The organism is Protaetiibacter larvae (assembly GCF_008365275.1).
Lineage (GTDB): Bacteria > Actinomycetota > Actinomycetes > Actinomycetales > Microbacteriaceae > Homoserinibacter > Homoserinibacter larvae.
Genome location: NZ_CP043504.1, coordinates 77,889 through 98,957, shown reverse-complemented (window position 1 = coordinate 98,957; position 21,069 = coordinate 77,889). Strand labels below are relative to the sequence as shown.

General features: G+C 71.0%; 16 protein-coding genes. 8 read left to right on the top strand and 8 right to left on the bottom strand.

The features are described from left to right. The first annotated feature begins 72 nt into the window (after positions 1–72). Positions 73–1,353, top strand: coding sequence for a glycosyltransferase family 4 protein (locus tag FLP23_RS00390; RefSeq protein ID WP_168200335.1), 1,281 nt, complete (start codon positions 73–75; stop codon positions 1,351–1,353). Continuing rightward, a complete protein-coding gene (locus FLP23_RS00385) occupies positions 1,350–2,501 on the top strand; it encodes a glycosyltransferase (RefSeq protein ID WP_149324053.1) in 1,152 nt (383 codons plus the stop codon). The genes FLP23_RS00390 and FLP23_RS00385 overlap by 4 nt, the downstream gene beginning before the upstream one ends. Before the next feature lies 1 nt (position 2,502). On the opposite strand, the gene FLP23_RS00380 is transcribed toward FLP23_RS00385, so the two are convergent. Together FLP23_RS00380 and FLP23_RS00375 are read right to left on the bottom strand one after the other, a co-directional pair. After that, positions 2,503–4,602 carry an acyltransferase family protein gene (locus tag FLP23_RS00380; protein WP_149324052.1) on the bottom strand — a complete coding sequence of 700 codons (2,100 nt, stop codon included), beginning with the start codon at positions 4,600–4,602 and terminating at the stop codon, positions 2,503–2,505. After that, a complete protein-coding gene (locus FLP23_RS00375) occupies positions 4,599–6,176 on the bottom strand; it encodes a glycosyltransferase (RefSeq protein ID WP_210413884.1) in 1,578 nt (525 codons plus the stop codon). The genes FLP23_RS00380 and FLP23_RS00375 overlap by 4 nt, the downstream gene beginning before the upstream one ends. Before the next feature lie 105 nt (positions 6,177–6,281). On the opposite strand from FLP23_RS00375, the gene FLP23_RS00370 reads away from it, so the two are divergent. Continuing rightward, positions 6,282–7,460: an ABC transporter ATP-binding protein gene (locus FLP23_RS00370; protein WP_149324050.1), complete on the top strand. Its 1,179-nt coding sequence runs from the start codon at positions 6,282–6,284 to the stop codon at positions 7,458–7,460. Between the two features lie 25 nt (positions 7,461–7,485). Here FLP23_RS00370 and FLP23_RS00365 read toward each other — a convergent pair whose 3' ends face one another. Genes FLP23_RS00365 through FLP23_RS00350 form a run of 4 tightly spaced genes read right to left on the bottom strand, consistent with a single transcriptional unit; the run spans position 7,486 to position 12,172 of the window. Continuing rightward, positions 7,486–8,349: a hypothetical protein gene (locus tag FLP23_RS00365; protein ID WP_149324049.1), complete on the bottom strand. Its 864-nt coding sequence runs from the start codon at positions 8,347–8,349 to the stop codon at positions 7,486–7,488. A 9-nt stretch (positions 8,350–8,358) separates the two neighbouring features. After that, on the bottom strand, positions 8,359–9,666 hold the full coding sequence (locus FLP23_RS00360; protein ID WP_149324048.1) for an O-antigen ligase family protein: 1,308 nt from the start codon (positions 9,664–9,666) through the stop codon (positions 8,359–8,361). Further along, positions 9,663–10,964 carry an O-antigen ligase family protein gene (locus FLP23_RS00355; RefSeq protein WP_149324047.1) on the bottom strand — a complete coding sequence of 434 codons (1,302 nt, stop codon included), beginning with the start codon at positions 10,962–10,964 and terminating at the stop codon, positions 9,663–9,665. Before FLP23_RS00355 ends, FLP23_RS00360 begins: the two co-directional genes overlap by 4 nt. A 29-nt stretch (positions 10,965–10,993) precedes the next feature. Then, a complete protein-coding gene (locus FLP23_RS00350; protein WP_149324046.1) occupies positions 10,994–12,172 on the bottom strand; it encodes an acyl-CoA dehydrogenase family protein in 1,179 nt (392 codons plus the stop codon). Between the two features lie 110 nt (positions 12,173–12,282). Between FLP23_RS00350 and manA the strand changes: the two genes are divergently transcribed. Further along, positions 12,283–13,401 (top strand): mannose-6-phosphate isomerase, class I, encoded by a 1,119-nt coding sequence (gene manA / locus FLP23_RS00345; protein ID WP_149324045.1) that lies wholly within the window; start codon positions 12,283–12,285, stop codon positions 13,399–13,401. Here the strand turns inward: manA and FLP23_RS00340 are convergent. Continuing rightward, positions 13,323–14,024 carry a class I SAM-dependent methyltransferase gene (locus FLP23_RS00340; RefSeq protein WP_246139995.1) on the bottom strand — a complete coding sequence of 234 codons (702 nt, stop codon included), beginning with the start codon at positions 14,022–14,024 and terminating at the stop codon, positions 13,323–13,325. The genes manA and FLP23_RS00340 overlap by 79 nt on opposite strands. 44 nt (positions 14,025–14,068) lie before the next feature. Then, on the bottom strand, positions 14,069–15,022 hold the full coding sequence (locus FLP23_RS00335) for a GlxA family transcriptional regulator (protein ID WP_149324044.1): 954 nt from the start codon (positions 15,020–15,022) through the stop codon (positions 14,069–14,071). 121 nt (positions 15,023–15,143) lie between these two features. On the opposite strand from FLP23_RS00335, the gene galE reads away from it, so the two are divergent. From galE to FLP23_RS12150, 4 genes are all read left to right on the top strand, one after another. Next, complete coding sequence (gene galE / locus FLP23_RS00330) at positions 15,144–16,106, top strand: UDP-glucose 4-epimerase GalE (protein ID WP_149324043.1); 963 nt, start codon at positions 15,144–15,146, stop codon at positions 16,104–16,106. A gap of 144 nt (positions 16,107–16,250) precedes the next feature. Beyond that, on the top strand, positions 16,251–16,577 hold the full coding sequence (locus FLP23_RS00325) for a WhiB family transcriptional regulator (RefSeq protein ID WP_149324042.1): 327 nt from the start codon (positions 16,251–16,253) through the stop codon (positions 16,575–16,577). 71 nt (positions 16,578–16,648) lie between these two features. Beyond that, positions 16,649–19,480, top strand: a complete 2,832-nt coding sequence (locus FLP23_RS00320; RefSeq protein WP_149324041.1) for a glycosyltransferase — start codon at positions 16,649–16,651, stop codon at positions 19,478–19,480. Then, entirely contained in the window at positions 19,473–21,068 is a 1,596-nt protein-coding gene (locus FLP23_RS12150; RefSeq protein WP_168200334.1) for a DUF5719 family protein, read from the top strand. Before FLP23_RS00320 ends, FLP23_RS12150 begins: the two co-directional genes overlap by 8 nt. The last annotated feature ends 1 nt before the right edge of the window (position 21,069 follow it).

Below are 21,069 nucleotides of genomic sequence, written 5' to 3'. Positions count from 1 at the left end.
ATGACTCCGGCTATCTTAGTCTCGGCCCGACGCGCATTCGCTCGGGGCCTGCGATCCCGAGGAGACCCCCCAGTGACGCCCTTGCGCCGCATCGTCGACATCACCTACCTGGCGCACTGGCCGGGGCGGGTGACGGGCATCCCGCGGGTGATCAGCGAGTACTGCCGTCGGGCCAGACCCGACGATGTGTTCGTCGTCTGGGAGAACGAGACGCGGCGCTTCGTGGAGGTCGATCCGCTCGGCACCGCGGAACAGCACGGCCGCGGCATCGCATATCGGCTGCGCGGCGGTCGGGGTGTCGGTGTCGCGCGCGCGCTCCGGTTCGGCGGCGCCGGGCGGGCGAGCCGTGAACTGCGCCGACTCGGCGCGGCGAGGGGCTCGGAACGGGTGAGCGCGCTCGCCCGTCGTCTGGCGCGCTTCCGTGCGCTCGAGCATCGCGAGGTGCTGCCCGGCGCGCAGGACGTGTTCGTCACCTTCATGGGCCAGTGGCATGACCAGAGCTACATCGACGCGATCCTCGCCGCCGACGTGCGCGGTGCGGCGGTGGTCCAGTTCTCCTACGACATGCTCCCGATCGTGGCGCCGCACCTGTCCGGCCACTCGACCGTGCCGATGACCTCCTATCTCACCCAGGTGCTCCCGGTCACCGATCTCGTGCTCTCGATCTCGGAGAACTCGCGGCGGGACCTCGTCGAGTGGGCGGCGGCCGAGGGAGTCGCCCACGGCCCCGTCGAGGTGTTCCGGCTCGGGGATGACTTCGGCTCGGTGCGCGATTCTCCCGAGCGGACCGGGGTTCCCGACGAGCTCCGCGAGGACGGGTTCGTGCTGTGCGTCGGCACGGTCGAGGCCCGGAAGAACCACGTGCTGCTGTACTACGTGTACCGCGCGGCCGTCGAGCGTGAGATCGACCTGCCCCCACTGGTGGTCGTCGGGCGCGAGGGGTGGCATGCCGGCGATGTCTTCCGGATGCTGCAGGACGATCCCGCCCTGCGCGGCCGCGTGCATGTGCTGAGCGACGCGAGCGATGAGGCGCTCGCGTGGCTCTACGCCAACTGTCGTTTCACGATCTACCCGAGCATGTACGAAGGGTGGGGTCTCCCCGTCGCGGAAAGCCTCGCGTGGGGCAAGCCCGTGGTCGCCAGCCGCTCGAGCAGCATGCCCGAGATCGCCGGAGAGCTGATCGACTACTTCGATCCGTTCTCCCAGGAGGAGTGCATGGCGGCGATCCTGAGACTGACGGGAGCCAGCGAACTCCAAGAAGCGCTCGGTAGAGTGCGGCGTTACCGTCCCACCCCCTGGAGCGACGTCGTCGATGTCCTCAACCGTCTGATTGGAGCCGTCACCGCGGCATGAAGGTCCTTCATTTCAGCACCCACGACGAAGCGTGCGGCATCGGCAAGTATCAGGAGGCCTTCCTCGAGGTGCTCGCACCGTCGGACGAGGTCGAGAACCGGTTCTTCGACCTCTCGCCCAACGTGATTCGCACGCTGCCGGACGACCAGTACGCCGCGGCGATGGACCGGCTCGCGGAAGAGGTCCGGGGGTACGACATCCTGCATGTGCAGCACGAGTGGGGCTTCTACTCCCGCGACGAGATGGGTCGCGCGGTTGCGGCGGCTCGGGCCGCAGGGGCCCGCCTGATCGTCACATTGCACACCTCGCCCGGCGTGCTCGACCTTGCGGTTCCGGCGCGCGCAGGGATCAGCCCTCGCGCGTTCCTCAACCACTATCGAGCGCGCGCCGAGCGGCGTGCGCTCGACGAGCGGGTGATCGCGCCGCTTCGCGCCGCCGACCTGCTCATCGTGCACAACTCGGCTGCGTTCCGAGAGCTCGTCGCCGCGGGTGTCGACCCCGCACGCATCCGTCGGCTCGTGCTGCCCGCCAAGCGCACCACGAACGTTCGGGAATCGACGCGCATCCGAGAGGGCCTCCGCGTGCAGAAGGACGACGTGGTCCTGTGCACCATCGGGTTCCTCCATCGCTACAAGGGCGTCGACGCCGCGATCAAGGCGCTCACCTTCCTGCCGGACAACTACAAGCTCGCCGTGATCGGCGGAATCAACCCGACGAGCCACGACGTCGCCGTGTACGACGAGCTGACGGACCTCGTGCGCGAGCTCGGCCTGAAGGATCGCGTGTACATCACCGGGTACGTCGAGGGCGATCTCGAACTCGACGCGATGGTCCGCGAGTGCGATATCGCGGTCTACCCGTACGACGGCGAGTACTACTCCCAGGTCACGTCGGCGGCGCTCACCACCGCCCTCTCCAACTCGATGCCGACGGTCGCGTACCCGACCGAGACATTCCGCGAGCTCAACGCGCTCGTGCACTGCATCGAGCTCACCGACACCTTCGCGTACTACGAGCTCGCGCGCGTCGTGCAGCGCACGCCGACGACGTGGCCGAGCCCCGCTGCGATCGCATTCACCGAGCGCTACTCGTACGAGCGTGTCTCGGAGGACCTTCTCGCGCTGTACCGCGAGGCCCTCGCCGGCTGACTCAGTTCGGCGGCAGCATTGTCGCCAGCGCGGCGAGGAGCTCGGGTCGGAGCGAGCGCGCGAAGGTGCGCGTCACGTGGTTGTCGTCGCTGTAGACGATCACCTCGCCGATCACCGCGTGGCATCGCTCCGCGTCGCAGAACCGATCGCTGAGGTCGACGTACCCCGCCCCTGAGGCGCGCGCCGCGGCCGCGAGGACATCGGCGGGGAGCGCATCGGCGCGCGGGGTGGTGCACGGGTCGTCGATCCCGTTCGACGCGTCGATGCACGCGGGGATGTCACCCGCCGTGGTCCCGGGAATGTCACGGAGGGCGATCACCGTCTTGCCCGCCGCCTGGAGCCTGCTCCAGCTCTCGACGATGGCGCTCTCGGTCAGCGGCATCTCGGAGGCCGGGTCGGTGTAGCGCGTCGTGAAGTTGGTGAAGAGCACGGCGTCGACGTCCTCGCGGGACTCGAGATCATCGAGCACGCGCGTGCTCCACTCGGCGCACACGCGACGGTCCGCCTCGCCTTGACCCGGCGCGCCGATGTCCACCCGGGTGATGCCTGGGCATCCGGTCGCGAGGTAGGAGATGAGGCGCCACCCCGGCGGGAGCGACGCGAGAACCAGCTGCCCGACGGAGGCGCCGTGCGAGTCGCCGACGAGAGCGAGGGTGTGCTCGGCGTCCTCGGGGCCGCCGAGCGGGCACCCCAGCTGGGCCGCGGCGGGGACGTCGATGCAGTACGCATCGCGGTCGTCCTTCGCCCATGCCGTGTCGACGCGATCGGCGGCGAAGGGGTTGGCGCAGCGATCCGCCGACACCAGCGCGTCGGACGCGAAGCAGGAGATCCCGGCGTCGATCTCGGCCGTGCTCGTCTCGGCCGCGGGACTCGATGAGCGCAGCAGCACCCAGCTCGTCGTGCCGACAGCGCCGACGAGGAGCGCGGTGGCGATCCCCAGCGCGACGAATGTTCGCGCGGGGCGCGCGCCGAGCCACTGCCAGCGGCGCACCGGATCCTCGATCCACCGCTTGCTCAGGCCGGCGAGCACCACGACCGCGACCAGGAGCAGAACCTTGTCGAGCGCGCCGAGGGCGTGTCCGAGCGCGAAGGGTGCGACGATCAACAGCGGCCAGTGCCACAGATAGATGGAGTACGAGCGATCTCCGATGATCTCGATCGGATCGTGACGGCTGCGGTGTGCGGATTCCGCTCCGATGCCCGCCCAGATCGCGATCGCCGTCCCGAGCACGGGCAGCGCCGCCGCCCACCCGGGAAAGGGTGTCGCGCCGGTGTAGACGAAGCCCGAGACGAGCACCAGGGCGATCCCGACGATGCGCGCCCCCCATCGCGCGCCCCTTCGCGCGAGGATGCCACGAGGCCCTCCTCGGAGCACGGCGAGAGAGGCGATCAGGCCTCCCGCCGCGAATTCCCAGGCGCGCGTCGTGGTCGCGAAGTAGGCGACGCTCGGCTCGGTCTCCGTGAGGATCACGGAGGTGACGAGCGAGGCGGCCGCGACGATGACGAGGGCGACCGAGACCACGCTCTCGGGTGCGGCGACACGGCGTCGAAGCAGCAGACCCGCGATCCCGACGGCCGCGACGAGCAGCAGCGGCCAGACGAGGTAGAACTGCTCCTCCACGGAGAGCGACCAGAAGTGCTGCACGATGGACGGCTGGTTCGCGGCGTTGAGGTAGTCGACGGAGTCGGCCGCGAGTATCCAGTTCTCGACGTAGAAGGTGGATGCGATGACCTCGCGAAGCCCCTGAGCGCGCACCGACGGGGGGATCCAGATGACCACCATGATCGCGGCGACCGCAAGCGTCGCGAACGATGCCGGAAGGAGCCGACGCACCCGACGCCCCCAGAAGGAGAACACCGCGACGCGACCGGTGCGGGCCAGCCCGGCGATGAGGTGCGCGGTGATCAGGTAGCCGGAGATGACGAAGAACACGTCGACGCCGACGAACCCTCCGGGAATGCGGCCCGGCCAGAAGTGGTAGAGCACCACGAGACCGACCGCCAGCGCCCGGAGGTACTGGATGTCACGTCGGTATTCGGCCGGTCGCGTGCCTGGAGGTCTCGCGACAGTGGTGGTGGCGGCGGTCAGCGCGCCACTCATGCGCCTGGGTGCTGCCGTTCGTTCTCGAGCCAATCGATGCGTCGGTTCGTCGCGAGGATGTCCTTCTGCACCGCCCGGGTGAGGCTGTTCATCGCCTTCTCCCGCTCCGCGAGTTGCGCCTCGCGGGCGGCGAGTGCCTCTCGATCGGCCTCGATCCGGGAGCGCTGCTCCCGGAGGAAGTCGCGCTGCTCGGCGAGTTCGGCTGAGATCGCCGGCCGAATGAGCCGACGCACGGCTCTGGCGGGAAGCGAGGCGATGCGGCGCGCGGCCGATGCCCGTGGCGGAGACGCCTCGGACTCTCCCATCTGCTTCCCCTCTCGGAGCTCGTCGAGAAGGACGCGGCGTGCGGCATCATCCAGGCGGATGACCTCCGCGGCGATGGCGTCCGTGTCCAGCTTAAGCGCAACTCGGTGATCGCCCGACCCGAGAAACGCCTCGAGGCGTTCCACCGAGGTCGAGAAGGAGAGATCGCCTCGTGCGATGCGGCGTCCGGCGGCGCCGAGGGCGGCGAGGTCGACTTCGCCTCTCACGACACGCGCCATGGCGTCGGCGAGGGCGTGGGCATTGCGGGCGATCTTGAGCGTGTGGACTCCGTCGACCAGGTACTCGGCCGGTCCGCAGTCCGCGGTCATGATCGGCACGCAGCCCACCGATGCCGCCTCGACAGGTGCTGATGCGCCCGGTTCGCGCTCCCACGTCGGGAAGAGGAATGCGTCCGAACCGGCGTGGATCTCGAACAGCCGACGCTGATCCACGCGTCCGGGGATGGAGACGAACCCGGTCAGCCCGCGCTCGGCGATGCGAGAACGGTAGTGGTCGACGAGGCCGTCTCCGTAGATCTCGAGGCGGAAGCCGTCGAGGCCCTGTTCGACAAGCCCGGCCGCCGCGTCGATCATCAAGTCGACGCCCTTGTGCGGGGAGAGTATGCCGGCGGCCACGAACCGCGTCACACCGCCGTCGCGGTAGTCGCGGGTTCGGGCAAGGTCGGGATACAACGCGCCGCGGGGGATCACCTCGACAGGCCCCAGTGGCACTCCCGTGGCGATCACCTCATCGCGCAAGGTCTCGCTGACGATGGCGTACGACCCCGACGCGAAGAGTCCGCCCGGCACGTCGTACAGTTCGCGGATCGCCCCCGAGGTGCCGTCGAGCAGGGCGCCCGGAACGTTGTCGCCGAGATTGAGCGTCCAGGGGATGCCGGTGCGCCGAACCGTGTCGAGGATCCCGATGCCGCCGATTCCGAACAGGTTGAACATCAGGATGTGGTCGGGTGCGAACGAACGGATCCGGTCGAGCACGATGAGCGAGTTGCCCACGGTCGAAACGCGGGACTCGAACCGGTTCAGACGACCGATGCCGTCGTCTTCGAGGTTCACGTTCACGAACAGCTCGTGCAGGGCGAGACAGCGGTCGACCCATCCGTCCTGTTCGGGTGCGGCGCGATCGGTGGCGGTGGTGAGGACGAGCACCTCATGGCCCCGGTCCCGGAGCCCCTGCGACAGGTTGCGGCAGGCGAGCTCGAAGCCCCCCAGCATGCGCGGCGGCAGGAGATCGGAGATCACCAGGATGCGCACGGCTCGCTCCATCGTCGGGGTCGGGTCAGAACATGCTAGCGGTCATCGCGATCGCTCTCCGCGCCGGGCGGGGGTCGGGCATCGGTCGCGTAGACTGAGCGGGCCATGTCTGCCAGCACCGTGATCTCGGTTGACGACGTCTCGAAGCGTTTCATTCTGCACAAGGAGAAGTCGCTCAAGGAGCGCCTTCTCAACTTCCGCAACCGAAGCCTCGGAAGAGAGGACTTCTGGGCACTGCGCGACATCGACATCGATGTCGCGAGCGGCGAGACCCTGGGGCTGATCGGCGCGAACGGCTCCGGCAAGAGCACGCTCTTGAAGGTCATCGGCGGCATCATCCAGCCGACGACCGGCAGCGTGCGTTCACGGGGGCGACTCGCCGCGCTCCTCGAGCTCGGTGCCGGATTCCATCCCGACCTCACGGGCCGTGAGAACGTTTACCTGAACGCGGCGATCCTGGGGCTCACGACGAAGCAGACGGATCTCTACTTCGACGACATCGTCGAGTTCTCCGGGATCGAGAAGTTCATCGACACCCAGGTCAAGTTCTACTCCTCGGGGATGTACGTCCGGCTCGCCTTCGCGGTCGCCGTGCACGTCGACCCGGAGATCCTGCTCATCGACGAGGTGCTGGCGGTCGGCGACGAGCCGTTCCAGCGGAAGTGCCTCGACAAGGTGCGGTCGTTCCAGGAGGACGGGCGCACGATCGTGCTGGTGAGCCACTCCGCGGAGTCGATCGGCAGCATCTGCACCCGCGGAATCGTGCTTCAGTCCGGTCGGATGACGTTCGACGGTGACACCGCGACGGCCTTGCGTGTGCTGCGTGACGGATTCGAAGCCGATCGTGACAAGAGCGAGATCGAGGCGGCCCGGGGGATGCGCGTTCATTCGACTCGCGTCCTGGGGGTCGACGGCTCCGATGTCGACGAGATCGTGCCGGGAGACGATGTCCGAGTGGTGATGGAGGTCGAATCCGATCACCCGCTCGAGGGGTGGTATGCCGCCGCAGCCTTCGAGACTCCCCTCGGCATGAGGGTGTACGGGACGAACACGGAGCTGCTGGGTGTCGAGACCGGACGCATCGAGGGTCGCCGCTCGGTCACCTTCAGCTTCCCGGGGTTGCGACTCGGTCGCGGCCAGTACTACGTCCACGTCAAGCTCGGGACGAAGTCGCTCGGCACTGTGGTCGATCTGCCGCGAGCGCGAGAGATCGAGGTCGTGGACAAGAGCGCGTACAGCGGTGTCTTGAGCGTCGCCGCCTCGGTGAGCGTCGCCGCGAGCTGAGCCCTCGGCGCCCACGGGCCTCGCATCACGCCGAGAGTGCGCGCTCGAGTTGCCGGACGATCCGCTCCGGTGACACGCGCTCGCGGATCCCGCGCATGGCGTGGAGTCCCGCATCCCAGCGGCTGCTCCCCCAGGAGCCTTCGGCAGCCGCGATGGCATCGAGCACGGTCGCCTCGTCGTCTCCGTCGACGAGGAACGGATAGTCGTCGCCGAGCCAGGCGACCGCCTCCCGGTCGGTGCGCAGAGCGAGGATGTTGGCGCCCATCGCTGCCGCGGTGAACCCCTTGAGGAACGGCTTGACGTCGTCCTGGGCGATGCGTCTGCGCACGGCGAAGTGCAGGGGGAACTCGACGAGCCGTGACAGCCAGGAGTCGTCCCGCTGGGCCGTGCTCACCGGGACGACCTCGACCTTGCGCTCCACCTCCGGTGTCAGTGCCGCGTTGAACACCTCTCCGAAGTAGCCGACACGAAACCGCGGGTAGTGCGCAGGCGGCGCGGGCAGCCGGGGGTCGACGTGGTGATCGATCAACACCACCTCACGGTGCGGGTGCGTGCGCGACACCGTCGTGAACGAGGTGTGCGATGCCGCGACGAGGATGCACGTCACGTCGGCGGTCCACCCGGGCGGGGATGAGTCGACGATGTCGACGAACAACCGGTTGCCAGCCCGGACGAGCGCGTTCGCGTCGTCGGCGTCCAACCGACGCGCCGCATTCTTGGTGAGGAATACCCGCGACCCGCGGATGCGAGCGCCGAGCGGACGGTATCGCACCCGCCAGTCGCGCCCCAGCCCGGCACGCGCGAGGCCCGAGAGCTGCTCACCGCGCATGACGGTCGATCCGATGTGCGGCCAGTCGGGATCGAAGACGAAATCGACCCGCTTGACCATCCCCTGATGCTATCCGTCGACGATTGCATTCGCGCCCGGGGACGCGCGCAGCGCCGTGCGCCAGCTGAGCTCGCGCGACGCGGTCGCGCAACACACGACGAAGCTGAGCCAGCCGAACTCGACCAGGATCGAGCTCTCGGCGAGTGAGACGAGCAGCAAGGCCGCGAGCACGAGTGCGGGCCATGCGTACATGACGCTGCGTCGGCGTCCGGCGAGCAGCCACGATCGAGTGAACGCGAGCCCGAGCATTCCCACGAACACCACGAGCCCGACGATTCCGAGCTGGAAGAGGACGTCGAGGTACGCGTTGAGCGCGGACGACGCCGGACGGTCGCCTGATGCGGTGAGCGCGAGGTAGGGCGCCACATCAGGATGCCAGCGTCCCGTCCATCCCCATCCTTCGATCGCATTGCTGGGGACGAGGGCGAAGACCTTGTTCCACAGGGCGAGGCGGTAGTCGAGCGCCCCCTGGGCGTTGAAGAGCGTGACGAGCGCGGAGCGGAACACCCAGGCGAGCCCGATCAGCACGAGGGCGGCGCCGAGGATCACGAACTGCCAGATCTGCCGGCGGTCGGGACGCACCCGGCGGATGCCGTACAGCACGCCCGCCGCCGCGGCCACCACTGCCGCGGTGCCGAGGATGATCGGCGACTGCGTGAGCACGATGCAGACGGCCGCCGTGACGAGCGAGAGGATCCCGACGAGGGGGCGCACCGATCGGGTGCGCAGTTCGGTGGCGAAGCTGACGGCGCCGACGAGGGCGAGCAGTCCGAGCTGGTTGCGGGTCTGCGCGAGCCCCGAGATCGGGCCGAACTCGGCGATCCGGCCGCCGATGCCGAGGAACGGGATCGGCGCGTCGATGAGGATGCCCGAGAACACCTCGAGCGCGAGGGAGACCCCGAGCACGACACGCAGCACATCCCCCCAGGTGCGGACCACCTGGATGGTGTCGCGCGTGAGGGAGATGAACACGCCGATGAAGGCGTAGACCACGAGGTAGGCGATGCCGCCGACCGTCACCCACTGGTATTGGCTCCAGACGACCGAGATGGTCGCCCATCCCGCGAACACCAGCAGCGAGATCGGGGGGAGGCCGCCGTCGAGCTCGTCGCGTCGCACGATGAGCACGGTCACCATGAGGACGACGAGCGCGGCGAGCACCGCGAGGTATCCGGGCCAACCGGTGAGCTTCACGAGCAGGTAGTTCAGCGCGGCGGTGCCCGCGCCGATCGTGGCGAGCGCCGCCGAGAAGCGGGGCGTGCGGAGCAGGCCGAGGAAGGCGTCGGCGACGCCCGCCCGCTCGCCCGACGCGCTCATCCGACCGGTCTCGCGGTCGACTCGTCGTCGCGCCAGCCGGTCTTGGCGGCGATGATCACGAGCAGGGCGAACCCGAGCTCGATGAGCAGGCGGCTCTCGGCGAGGCTCTGCACGAGCAGCGCCACGAGCAGCAGCAGGGGCGCGGCGGTCTCGGGCCAGCGCAGCTCCGCCGCGTAGTAGCGGATGCGGTCGGCCTCCACCGCCATGCCCCAGCTGCGCAGCAGGGCGCCGAGCACCAGCAGCGCGAACAGCGCGACCCCGAGTCCGCCGAGCTGCAGGAAGACGTCGAGCCAGGCGTTGTGCGCCTGGAGGTACTGCACGCCCTTGATGACCACGAGGCCGTCGAAGGGCTCGACCCACGGCACCCAGTAGCTCACCCACCCCCAACCCGCCACGGGGCGCTGCACCGCGAGCTCACCGACCTTCTGCCAGATCTCGAGGCGGTTGGTGAGGTCGGAGGACTTGCCGAGCAACGCCAGCAGGTGTGCGCGCGCGAGCACCGCACCGATCACGCTCGCGACCGCCAGCACGGCGCCGCTCGCGAACACCACCATCCGCGCCCGTCCGCTCGTGCGCCGGACGACGAGCACGAAGACCGCGACGAGCACCACGACGACCGTGGCCACCAGGACCGTCGAGGAGCGGGTGAGGGCGATGCTCGCCACGGCCACCGCGATCCAGAACCATGCCCACAGCGGCGAGCCCTTGCGGGCGACGAGTCGCGCGACGAACACGACGAGCCCCAGCAGGGCGATCATCGCGAGCAGGTTCGCGTTGCCGACGATGCCCTGGATGCGTCCGCCCTCGAACAGCAGGTTGCGCGACCAGTAGTACGCCGCCGGGATCTTCTCGAGCTCGCTGTAGTCGACCCAGAAGGGGAGCACGGGGCGACGGATCACGACGGCCACGAGGAGCTCGAACAGCAGCGAGAGCCCCAGGATCCAGCGCACCGCGTCGCTGAAGGTCTCGAGCACCTCGCCCCAGCTGAGGCAGGTGGCGAGGAACGCCGCGAGCGTCGCGGTCGCGAGGGTCGCGAGGACTCCGAGCGCCGAGGCGCCCGGGTAGGCCGACCAGGCGATCGACACGGCGGCGAAGGCCAGGAACGCGAAAAGGGTGAACGGCAGCCGGCGGATCTCGACGCGCGCCCGGACGAGCTCGACCACGGCCAGGGTCACCACGAGCACCGCGAGGGCGCCCCAGCCCCACCAGCTCAGCAGGTAGCGCCAGAAGTCGCCCGCTGCGAGCACGCCGAACGACAGCACCGCGAGCGCACGCTGGTAGTTCGTCGCGGCACGCATGGCTTCAGGCTAGCGGCGCCGGGCCCCGCTCAGACGAAGGCCGCCTTGCCGGTCAGAGCACGTCCCACGATGAGGGTGTTCATCTCCCGCGTGCCCTCGTAGGAGTACAGAGCCTCCGCGTCGTTGAAGAAGCGCGTCACGTCGTAGTCGAGCACGATGCCGTTGCCGCCCATCGTCTCGCGCGCCCAGGCGACCGTCTCGCGCATCCGGCTCGTGACGAAGGCCTTCGCGAGCGCGGCGTGCTCGTCCTTCTGGGTGCCCTCGTCGAGCATCTGCGAGACGCGCGTGCACATCGCGATCGAGGCGGTGATGTTGCCCATCATGTTGGCGAGGTGCTGCTGGATGAGCTGGTGCGCCGCGATCGGCTTGCCGAACTGGATGCGCTCGGTCGCGTACGCGAGGGCCGCCTCGTAGGCGCCCACCGCGACGCCGACGGCCGCCCAGGCGACCTCGGCGCGCGTGAGCCGCAGAACAGCCGCGGTGTCGCGGAACGAGTTCGCGTTCGCAAGGCGGAGCGACTCGGGCACCCGCACCCCGTCGAGCACGATGTCGGCGTTCTGCACGATGCGCAGCGCCTGCTTGCGCTCGATCTTGGTGGCCGTGTACCCGGGCGTGGACGTCGGCACGATGAAGCCCTTCACCTGACCATCGGCGGCATCCTTCGCCCAGATGATGGTGACGTCGCTGAACGTCGCGTTGCCGATCCAGCGCTTCTGGCCCGTGATGACCCACTCGTCGCCGTCGCGCGTCGCGACGGTGCGCAGCCCCTGGGCGGAGTCGGAGCCCGACAGCGGCTCGGTGAGCCCGAAGGCGCCGATGAGCTCGCCCGAGGCGAGCTTCGGCAGCCACTCGGCGCGCTGCTCGGCCGAGCCGGTGACGGCGATCGCGCCCATCGCGAGCCCGTTCTGAACGCCCACGTAGGTCGAGATGGACGCGTCGACGCGGGCGAGCTCGAGCGCCGCCCAGCCGCGGTAGACGGCCGAGTTCTCGAACGGCCGGGTCTCCTCCCACTGCATGCCGAAGACGGGCTGCCGGTGGAAGCCCGGCAGGATCTCGCGCGGGAACTCGGCGCGGTCCCAGTGGTCGTTCACGAGCGGCTTCACCTCGGTCTCGAGGTAGTGGCGGAGCCCGGCGAGGGCCTCCCGCTCCGTCTCGGTGAGCTGGCTCTCGAAGCCGTAGAAGTCGCTGGCGAGCGGCGTGAAGGACATGCGGATGACTCCCTTGTTCCGGTTCCGGGCAGCGGGAGCCTACGCATCCGGGCGGGCGGGCTCAACGCGGTTGGTAGCTTGGTCCAAAGCGTGGCATCGAGGGAGGCCGATTGTTCGTCGAGATCACCAATACCCCGCGCGACTACGCGTGGGGCTCGTCGTCGGCGATCGCCGAGCTGCTGGGGACGACCCCGAGCGGCAGGCCGGAGGCGGAGCTCTGGCTCGGCGCGCATCCGGGATCGCCCGCGCGGATCGTGGGAGAGGATCGCACCCTGCTCGATGTCGTCGACGGCAGGCTTCCCTTTCTGCTGAAGGTGCTGGCGGCCGCCGAGCCGCTGTCGCTGCAGGCGCATCCCACGCCCGCCCAGGCCGCCGAGGGCTTCGCGCGCGAGAACGCCGCCGGCATCCCGCTCGATGCCGTGCATCGCAACTACAAGGACGCCTTCCACAAGCCCGAGCTCATCTACGCGCTCTCGGATCCGTTCCGGGCGCTCTCCGGTTTCCGTCCGGTATCCGAGACCCGCGCCGTGCTCGCGCCGGTCGCGGACGACCCGCGGATCGCACCGCTCGTCGCGCGCCTCGCCGACGACGCGGCCCTCGAGACCGTGTTCGCGTGGCTGATCTCCCGCGCGGAGGGTGTCGAGGATCTCGTGGCCGCGGTCGTGGAGGCGGCGTCCACGGTCGACGGGCCCAGCTGGCAGACGGTGCGGACGCTCGCCGAGCACTATCCGGGCGACCCCGGCATCGTGATCTCGCTCCTGCTGCACACGGTCGAGCTGCGGCCGGGCGAGGTGCTCTACCTGCCGGCCGGGAACATCCACGCGTATCTCGAGGGGCTCGGGATCGAACTCATGGCGTCGTCCGACAATGTGCTGCGCGGCGGGCTCACCCCCAAACACATCGACATCCCGGAGCTGCTCGGGGTGCTCGACTTCCGGCCGCTGCCGGCGCCGTTCCTCGAACCCGAGGAGGCGGAGCCCGGCGTCAAGGTGTTCCGCCCCGACGTCGACGACTTCCAGCTGACCGTGGTGGACGCGGTGGCGGCCCGTCGGGGAGTCGAGCTGCGGCTGGACGGCCCCGCGATCGCGCTGTGCACCAGCGGTTCCTTCGCTCTCGACGGCGGCCCCCGGCTCGACCGCGGCTCGGCCGTCTACGTTGCCGGCGAACCGTGGCTCGGTCTGCGCGGCGACGGAACCCTGTTCCTCGCGTCGGGAGCCGTCGCTTCCTGACCGGCGGGCGGGATACGGGCGACCAAGACGAACTCGTTGTAGATGAACAGCCTGCCCATGAAGCGCGGGAATGGGAACGAGTACGTCGTGAGGATCTCGAGCCCGAGGTCGCGCGCGAGCGTCCGCAGGGCGGCATGGTCCGTGAAGGCGAGGTGGGTGGGGTCTGACGCGTGCCCGCGCTCTTGGGGCGTGATGAACAGGACCCTTCCGCCCGGTCGGATCGAGGAGAGGTAGCTCCCGAGAATCACTCGAGCATCGGCGGGGACCAGGTGCTCGATGAGATGTGCCGCGAGAAGAGAGTCGAAGCGCCCGGGCCGCGAGAGCACAGGGTCTGCGAAGAACTCACCATCGGTGTAGGCCTCGCAGCCGCGGTTGCGTGCAGCCGCGACGAGGGCCGGGTTGTGGTCGACTCCGACGGATCCCGGGGGAAGCGAGACGAGATTGCGTCCGTTGCCGCAGCCGACATCGAGCGTGGCGCCGAGCTCCCAGCGGCGCAGATTCCATCGATAGGGGCGCTGGACGTCGAGCGCCTTCTTCCACCACTTGTTCTGCAGGCGATCGAGGCGGGCCGCGTAGTCGTCGCCTCGCGTCGAGGGGGTGCGCTCCTGCGGATGATCCGCCACCCCCTCATCGTCCCACAGGCGATGCGAGAGGGCGATGGCGGCCGCTAGCCGGCTTCGCGGGCGCCGAACGCCCGGCGGTACGCCGTGGGCGTGGTCTGCAGCACCTTGAGGAAGTGGTGGCGCATGACGGCGGCCGTGCCGAATCCGGCCCGCTGGGCGATCTGCTCGAGACCGTCGACCGTCTGCTCGAGCTCCTGCTGCGCCCGCAGGATGCGCTGCCGGTTGAGCCAGGCCGCGGGCGTCGTCCCGGTCTCGGCGCGGAACCGTCTCGCGAAGGTCCGGCTGGACATGAGCGCGCGCCGGGCGAGCTGGTCGATCGTGAGGTCCTGGTCGAGGTTCTCGAGCATCCACTGGGTGACGAGCGCGAAGGTGTCGCTGCGGCACTCGGGCACAGGGGAGGGGATGTACTGCGACTGGCCGCCGTCGCGCTGAGGGGGCACGACCATCCGGCGGGCGATCACGTTGGTGGCGGTCGCGCCGTACTCCTCGCGCACGATGTGGAGCGCCGCGTCGATCCCCGCTGCCGTGCCGGCGCCGGTGACGACCTTGCCGTCCTGCACGAAGAGCACGTCGGCGTCGACCTCGGTGCGCGGGTACTCGCGCGCGAGGCGGTCGGCGTGCGTCCAGTGGGTGGTGGCGCGGCGTCCGTCGAGGATGCCCGCCTGGGCGAGCACGAACGCGCCGGAGCACACGCTCATCACCCAGGCGCCGCGCGCCTCCGCGGCACGGATCACCTCGAGGTAGCGCTCGTCGACGGGGCCGATGGCGTGGGCGGGAACCGCCACGAGGTCGGCGTCGGCGGCGACCGAGAGATCGTGCTCGATCGTCATGGAGTAGCCGAGGCTCGTCGGCACGGGCCCGGGGTCGGCGGTCGCGATCGTGAAGTCGAATCGGGGTCCGCCCATCTCGCTGCGGTCGATCCCGAACACCTCGCAGACGACGCCGAACTCGAACGGCGCTGTGCCGGGGAGGGCGAGGCAGACGACCTTCTTGAGCATCGAGACTCCTTGGCGGTTCTTGGATGGTCATGATGATCATGCCAGCGCTGGCGGAAACCATCAAGTCGGTGAAATCCTGCCACCGCTCGGGGAGCGGGACGCGACCGCTACCCTGTCGGTCATGACCTGGCTCGTGACCGGCGGCGCCGGCTACATCGGCGCCCACGTCGCGCGCGCATTGCGGGAGGCGGGGCTCGATCCCGTCGTGCTCGACGACCTCTCGAGCGGCCATCGCGCCTTCGTCGCGCCCGGCACCCCGTTCGTCGAGGGCTCCATCCTCGACGGAGAGCTCCTCCTCGACACGCTCTCCGAGCACGAGGTCGAGGGCGTCATCCATGTGGCCGGGTTCAAGTACGCCGGGGTCTCGGTGGAGCGGCCGCTGCACACCTACCGGCAGAACGTCGAGGGCACGCGCGTGCTGCTCGCCGCGATGGCCGACCGGGGCGTGGGGCGCATCGTGTTCTCCTCGTCCGCCGCCGTGTACGGCAACGCGGATGTCGACCTCGTCGTCGAGGACACCCCCAAGAACCCCACCTCGCCCTACGGCGAGTCCAAGCTCATCGGGGAGTGGCTGCTGCGCGATCAGGCGGTCGCGACCGGACTCGCGCACACCTCGCTGCGCTACTTCAACGTCGTGGGGTCCGGTTTCCCCGACGTGTACGACACGAGCCCGCACAACCTGTTCCCGCTCGTGTTCGACGCGCTCGTCGCGGGTCGTACGCCGCGGATCAACGGAACGGACTACCCGACGCCCGACGGCACCAATGTGCGCGACTACATCCATGTGGCCGATCTGGCGCGGGCGCATGTCGCGGCGGCTGCGGCGCTCGCCGAGGGGCGCGCGCTCGAGCCCGCCTACAATCTCGGCAGCGGCGACGGGGTGTCGGTGCGGCAGATCATGGACGCCGTCGCGCGCGTCACGGGCATCGCCTTCGAGCCCGAGCTCGGCCCGCGCCGTGCGGGCGACCCGGCGCGCATCGTGGCGTCGGGCGACCGCGCCGCACGCGATCTGGGCTGGGCCATGCGGCACAGCCTGGACGACATGGTCGCGAGCGCCTGGGCCGCGCGCGTCGCCGCGGGTTGAGATCTGATCGATAGCCGGGTGCGCGGCGCGTCGCGACACGCCCGAGAGCCGCAGGGCTACGATTCCGCGACTTGACGCGGGGGAATCACACGAGTGTAATTAGCTCCATGCAGCGACCGGCTCCGGTCGCGAGGGGAGGCCGGAATGACGAGGAACGACTACCGTCCCTCCGTCCCCGAGGACTGGTTCGTCGATCCGGTGCGCCTGGGGATGCCCGGGCTGCGGCCCGCGACGGTCGACGACGACAACCCGCTCGCCTGGCAGACCGACTCGCTGTGCGCCCAGACCGATCCCGAGGCCTTCTTCCCGGAGAAGGGCGGATCCACCCGCGACGCCAAGCGCATCTGCAGCGGCTGCTCGGTGCGCGCCCAGTGCCTGCAGTACGCGCTCGAGAACGACGAGCGCTTCGGCATCTGGGGCGGGCTGAGCGAGCGCGAGCGCCGCAAGCTGCGCCGCGGCCGCATCGCCTGAGTCAGGCTCGAGCTCCGGGAGCAGGTGTGTCGCTTCCCGGCGTGCGCTGACCCGCGCATAGCGTGGGTGAGATGCCCCGAGTCACTGCTGTCCTCGTCGTCCAGGACGGCGATCGATGGCTGGGCGCCACCCTCGAGGCGCTCGCGGCGCAGACCCGGCGTCCCGACGCGCTCGTCGTCGTCGCCGAGCCGACGACGACCCTCGACGCCGACGCGTCCGCAGCGGCGGGCGTCACCCAACTGGTGACCGCGACCGGCGGCACCTTCGGGGTGGGGATCGCGCGGGCCCTGCGCGCGACCACCCCCGTCGCCGACGAGGAGGAGTGGCTGTGGCTGCTGCGGGCCGACACGGCCCCCGCACCCGACGCCCTCCGCGCCCTGCTGTCGGCCATCGAGCTCGCCCCCTCGGTCGCCGTCGCCGGCCCCAAGCTCGTCGATGCGAACGACCCCGCGCGCATCCGCTCCTACGGCGAGACCGTGTCGCGGCTCGGCACCACGGTCGCCCTCGTCGACGACGAGCTCGACCAGGCTCAGTACGACCAGGCGAGCGATGTGCTCGCGGTCGCCGTCGAGGGGGCGATCGTGCGCCGCGCGGTCTGGCACGCCGTCGACGGCCTGGATGCCGGCCTGCCGAGCACCGACGCGGGACTCGACCTGGGCATCCGGGTGCGACTCGCGGGCCATCGCATCGTGCGCGTCCCGGCGGCCCGGGTGCTCCGCGCGCGGCGCCCCGAGGACGTCGCCCGCAAACGCCCCTCGAGCACCCGCCGGTTGAGCCGCCTCGCGCGCACGGCGCAACTGCACCGGCGCTTCGTCTACGCCCCCGCCCTCGCCGTTCCCCTGCACTGGCTCAGCCTGCTGCCGCTCGCCGTCGTCCGTTCGCTCGGGCAGCTGCTCGCCAAGCGCCCCGGGGCGGTTCCGGGCGAGATCGCCTCAGCGTTCCGGGCCGCCTTCGACGGCACGGTCCCGGGGGCGCGCATCCGGCTCCGCCGGGCCCGGAACGTCGGATGGCGGGCGATCGCGCCGCTCCGCCTCACCGGCGCCCCGCTGCGCGAGCACCGCGCCCACGAGCGCGACCAGGCGGACGAGCGGCTCGGCCGCGAGCCGGACCTCGTGCGGGCGGCCTTCCTCGGAGGCGGCACCTGGGTCGTCGCGGCGAGCATCGCCCTCGGTGTCGTGCTGTTCTGGCGACTGCTCGGCGCGACGAGCCTCGAAGGCGGCGGGCTCCTGCCGCTCGCGGGCTCGCCGTCGCAGCTGTGGGGCAAGCTCGGCTGGGGGCCGCGCGAGATCGGCGCCGGGTTCACGGGCGCCGCCGACCCCGCCAACAGCCTGTGGGCGCTGCTCGGCTCCGCGACGTGGTGGGATCCCTCGTTCTCCGTCGTGCTGCTGTGGATCACGGCGCTCCCGTTCGCCGCCCTCGGCGCCTGGTGGGCAGCCACCCGGGTGAGCGAGCGCGTCTGGCCTCCCGTCGCGGCCGCCCTCCTCTGGGCCGTCGCGCCGGTCTTCCTGACGGCGCTCGGCGAGGGACGCATCGGCGCGGTCCTCGTGCACCTGCTGCTGCCGTGGCTCGTGCTGGCGCTCATCGAGGGCGCGCGCTCGTGGAGCGCGGCGGCGGCCGCCTCGCTGCTGTTCGCGGCGATCGTCGCGGCGGCGCCCTCCCTCGCGCCCGCCCTGCTGCTCGCGGTCCTCGCCTGGGCGGTGGCCCGGCCCCGCGGTTTCGTGCGGATCATCGGCGTGCCGATCCCGGCGATCGCCCTCGTCGCGCCGCTCGTGATCGATGCCGTCCGGCGGGGGACACCGCTCGCGATCCTCGCCGACCCGGGCGTCGTGCAGCCGTCCGCGCCGCCGAGCGGGTGGGGTCTGCTCATCGCGCGCCCCGACGCCGGCACGGCGGGCTGGGACGGTCTGCTCGCGGTCTTCGGCGTCGGAGCGACCCCGTGGGCGACGCTCATCCCCGCCGCGCTGCTCGCGCCGCTCGCGCTCGTCGCGCTTCTCGCGCTCTTCTTCCGGGGCGCGCGCCGGTCGATCCCCGCACTCGCCCTCGCGGCAGTGGGGCTCGCAACAGCGTGGGCGGCCGGCCATGTCCAGGTGACGAGCCTCGGCGCGGCGACCGCCGGCCCGTGGCCCGGCGCGGGTCTCAGCCTGTACTGGCTCGGCATCGTGGGCGCGGCGGTCGTCGCGCTCGAGGCGCTCGGGCGTGCGGCGGTCGCCGCCGGCATCGTCGTGACGGTGGCGGCCGCGGCCGCGGTGGTCCCGCTCCTCGCGGCGCCCATCCTGGGCACGAGCCCGGTGCACCCGGGTGACGGTCGCCAGCTGCCGGCTCTCGCGGCCGCCGCGGGATCATCGGACCCCGGCATCGGCACGCTCGTTCTCACCCCGCAACCCGACGGCTCGCTCCAGGTGCGGCTGGAGCGCGGCGAGGGCACGACCCTCGACGATCAGTCGGCCCTGTTCGCCGGACGCACGCAGCCGAGCGAGGAGGATGCCGCCCTCGCCGAGCTCGCGGGCAACCTGGCATCGCGCGGCGGCTTCGACCCGGTGCCCGGCCTGCAGCGCTTCCAGATCGGCTTCGTGCTCGTGAGTCCCGAGGCCGCGGACGTCGCCCGCGAGCAGTCGGCGACCCGCGAGCGCGCCGTCGAGTCGCTCGACGCGACCGCCGCGCTGACACCGGCGAGCGACAGCGCCGAGGGCACACTGTGGACGTTCCCCGCACTCGAGCGGATGCCTGAGCAGGCATCCGGGCGCGGTGCCTACGGCATCGGCGTGCTCGCGGTGCAGGGCGCGGTCGTGCTGTTCGCACTGCTGCTGGCGCTGCCGACCCGTCGCCGGCGTCGCGTGGTGCAGACGAGGTCGTCGACCGACGAACCCGCGGCGACCACCTTCGATGAGGAATCCGATGGCTGACGACGAGCTCCCCGAGCCGCAGCTGCCCGCGGTGGAGGCACCCGAGCCCCTGGCATCCGAACCCCAGGCAGCCGAGACCGCGCTGCCGCATCCCCGGCCGCGCAGCGTCGGGCGCGCCGTCACCGTGATCTCGCTGCGGGTCGTGCGCGGACTCGTCGGCGCCGCGGCCGCGATCCTGGTGATCGGCGCGGTCGGCTTCGTGCCCCTCCCCACGATCGGCATCGAGCCGCTCGCGACCACGGTGCAGCCGGAGCCCGCCGAGCTGCTCGTGGGCTGCGCGGGATCCCTGCTGCAGCTCGGCGACGACGCCGGGACGGACGCGAACCAGCTCAGCTCCGTGGGCATCCCGCAGCTGACCGTCGCCGCGGAGCCGGGGCGCGCCGCCGAGAGCACGCTCGCCGAGAGCGACGCGGGCACCGGCGGCACAGCGCGGGCGCCCGCCGTGCTCACGCTGCCGGCGTCGGCGGATGCGCGCCTCGCCGCGGCGCAGGCACAGCGCGCGACCGACGACGACCGACTCCGTGGGCTCGCGGCGTCGGGCTGCGTCGAGCCGCGCAGCTCCAGTTGGCTCGTGGGCGGCGCCACGACCGTCGGCCGCACCACCCTGCTGCTGCTCGCGAACCCCACCGCCGTGACCGCCCAGGTCACCCTCCAGCTGTGGGGCGAGGAGGGGCCCGTGCTCGCGCCCGGACTCAACGGCATCGCGGTGCCGGCAGGCACGCAGCGCGTGATCCCGCTCTCCGGCTTCGCCCCGGATCTGGCCTCGCCCGTCGTGCACGTCGAGGCGCGCGGCGGGCTCGTCGCGGCAAGCCTGCAGACCTCGGTGACCCGGGTGCTCGACGCGGGCGGCGTCGACGTCGTCGGCGACACCGCGGCGCCCTCCCGCGAGCTCGTCATCCCCGGCGTGCGGATCTTCGATCAGGAGGGGGTGAGCAGCTCCCTCGGCATCGCCGACTACGCCGACCTCGACGCCATCGCGCGCATCGGCAACCCCGGCACCGAGGATGCCGAGGTCGAGGTGAGCCTCACCCCCACGCTCGCCGGCGGCGTCGCGACGAGCTTCGACCTCGAGGTGCACGCCGGGACGGTCACCGACATCGCGCTCTCGTCGGCTCTCGAGCTCGGTCAGGGACCGCTGCCGGACGGCAGCTACACGGTGACCGTCCGCGCCGACACGCCGGTCGTGGCCGGGGTGCGCGTCTCGACGATTCCGCTGCCGGGGGTGGACGAGACCGGTCAGCCCGTCGCGGCGGCCGCCGACCTCGCCTGGCTCGCGGCCGCCCCGCCGCTCACCGGGGATGCGCTGCTCGCGGTCGCCGCAGCGCCCGAGCCCGTGCTCGTCGTGGTCAACCCCGACAACGCGACCCGCACCGTACGGCTCGAGCCGGTCGACGGCGGCGACACGATCACGCTCGAACTGCCTGCGGCGGGCTCCGCCGGGTTGACCCTCGCATCCGACACCGCGTACCGACTGCTCGGCGCGGAGGGCGTGCACGCGGCGATCAGCTTCGCCGCGCCCGGGCAGGTGGCCGGGTACACCTTCCGCTCGCCGCGGGCAGCCGACACCCCGCTCGTGGTGCGCCCGTAGC

Excerpts from the sequence above, each read along its gene's own strand:
- FLP23_RS00385 (WP_149324053.1), top strand. The coding sequence starts at position 1,350 with ATGAAGGTCCTTCATTTCAGCACCCACGACGAAGCGTGCGGCATCGGC.
- FLP23_RS00380 (WP_149324052.1), bottom strand. The coding sequence starts at position 4,602 with ATGAGTGGCGCGCTGACCGCCGCCACCACCACTGTCGCGAGACCTCCA.
- FLP23_RS00370 (WP_149324050.1), top strand. The coding sequence starts at position 6,282 with ATGTCTGCCAGCACCGTGATCTCGGTTGACGACGTCTCGAAGCGTTTC.
- FLP23_RS00365 (WP_149324049.1), bottom strand. The coding sequence starts at position 8,349 with ATGGTCAAGCGGGTCGATTTCGTCTTCGATCCCGACTGGCCGCACATC.
- FLP23_RS00360 (WP_149324048.1), bottom strand. The coding sequence starts at position 9,666 with ATGAGCGCGTCGGGCGAGCGGGCGGGCGTCGCCGACGCCTTCCTCGGC.
- FLP23_RS00355 (WP_149324047.1), bottom strand. The coding sequence starts at position 10,964 with ATGCGTGCCGCGACGAACTACCAGCGTGCGCTCGCGGTGCTGTCGTTC.
- FLP23_RS00350 (WP_149324046.1), bottom strand. The coding sequence starts at position 12,172 with ATGTCCTTCACGCCGCTCGCCAGCGACTTCTACGGCTTCGAGAGCCAG.
- FLP23_RS00335 (WP_149324044.1), bottom strand. The coding sequence starts at position 15,022 with ATGCTCAAGAAGGTCGTCTGCCTCGCCCTCCCCGGCACAGCGCCGTTC.
- galE (WP_149324043.1), top strand. The coding sequence starts at position 15,144 with ATGACCTGGCTCGTGACCGGCGGCGCCGGCTACATCGGCGCCCACGTC.
- FLP23_RS00325 (WP_149324042.1), top strand. The coding sequence starts at position 16,251 with ATGACGAGGAACGACTACCGTCCCTCCGTCCCCGAGGACTGGTTCGTC.
- FLP23_RS00320 (WP_149324041.1), top strand. The coding sequence starts at position 16,649 with ATGCCCCGAGTCACTGCTGTCCTCGTCGTCCAGGACGGCGATCGATGG.
- FLP23_RS12150 (WP_168200334.1), top strand. The coding sequence starts at position 19,473 with ATGGCTGACGACGAGCTCCCCGAGCCGCAGCTGCCCGCGGTGGAGGCA.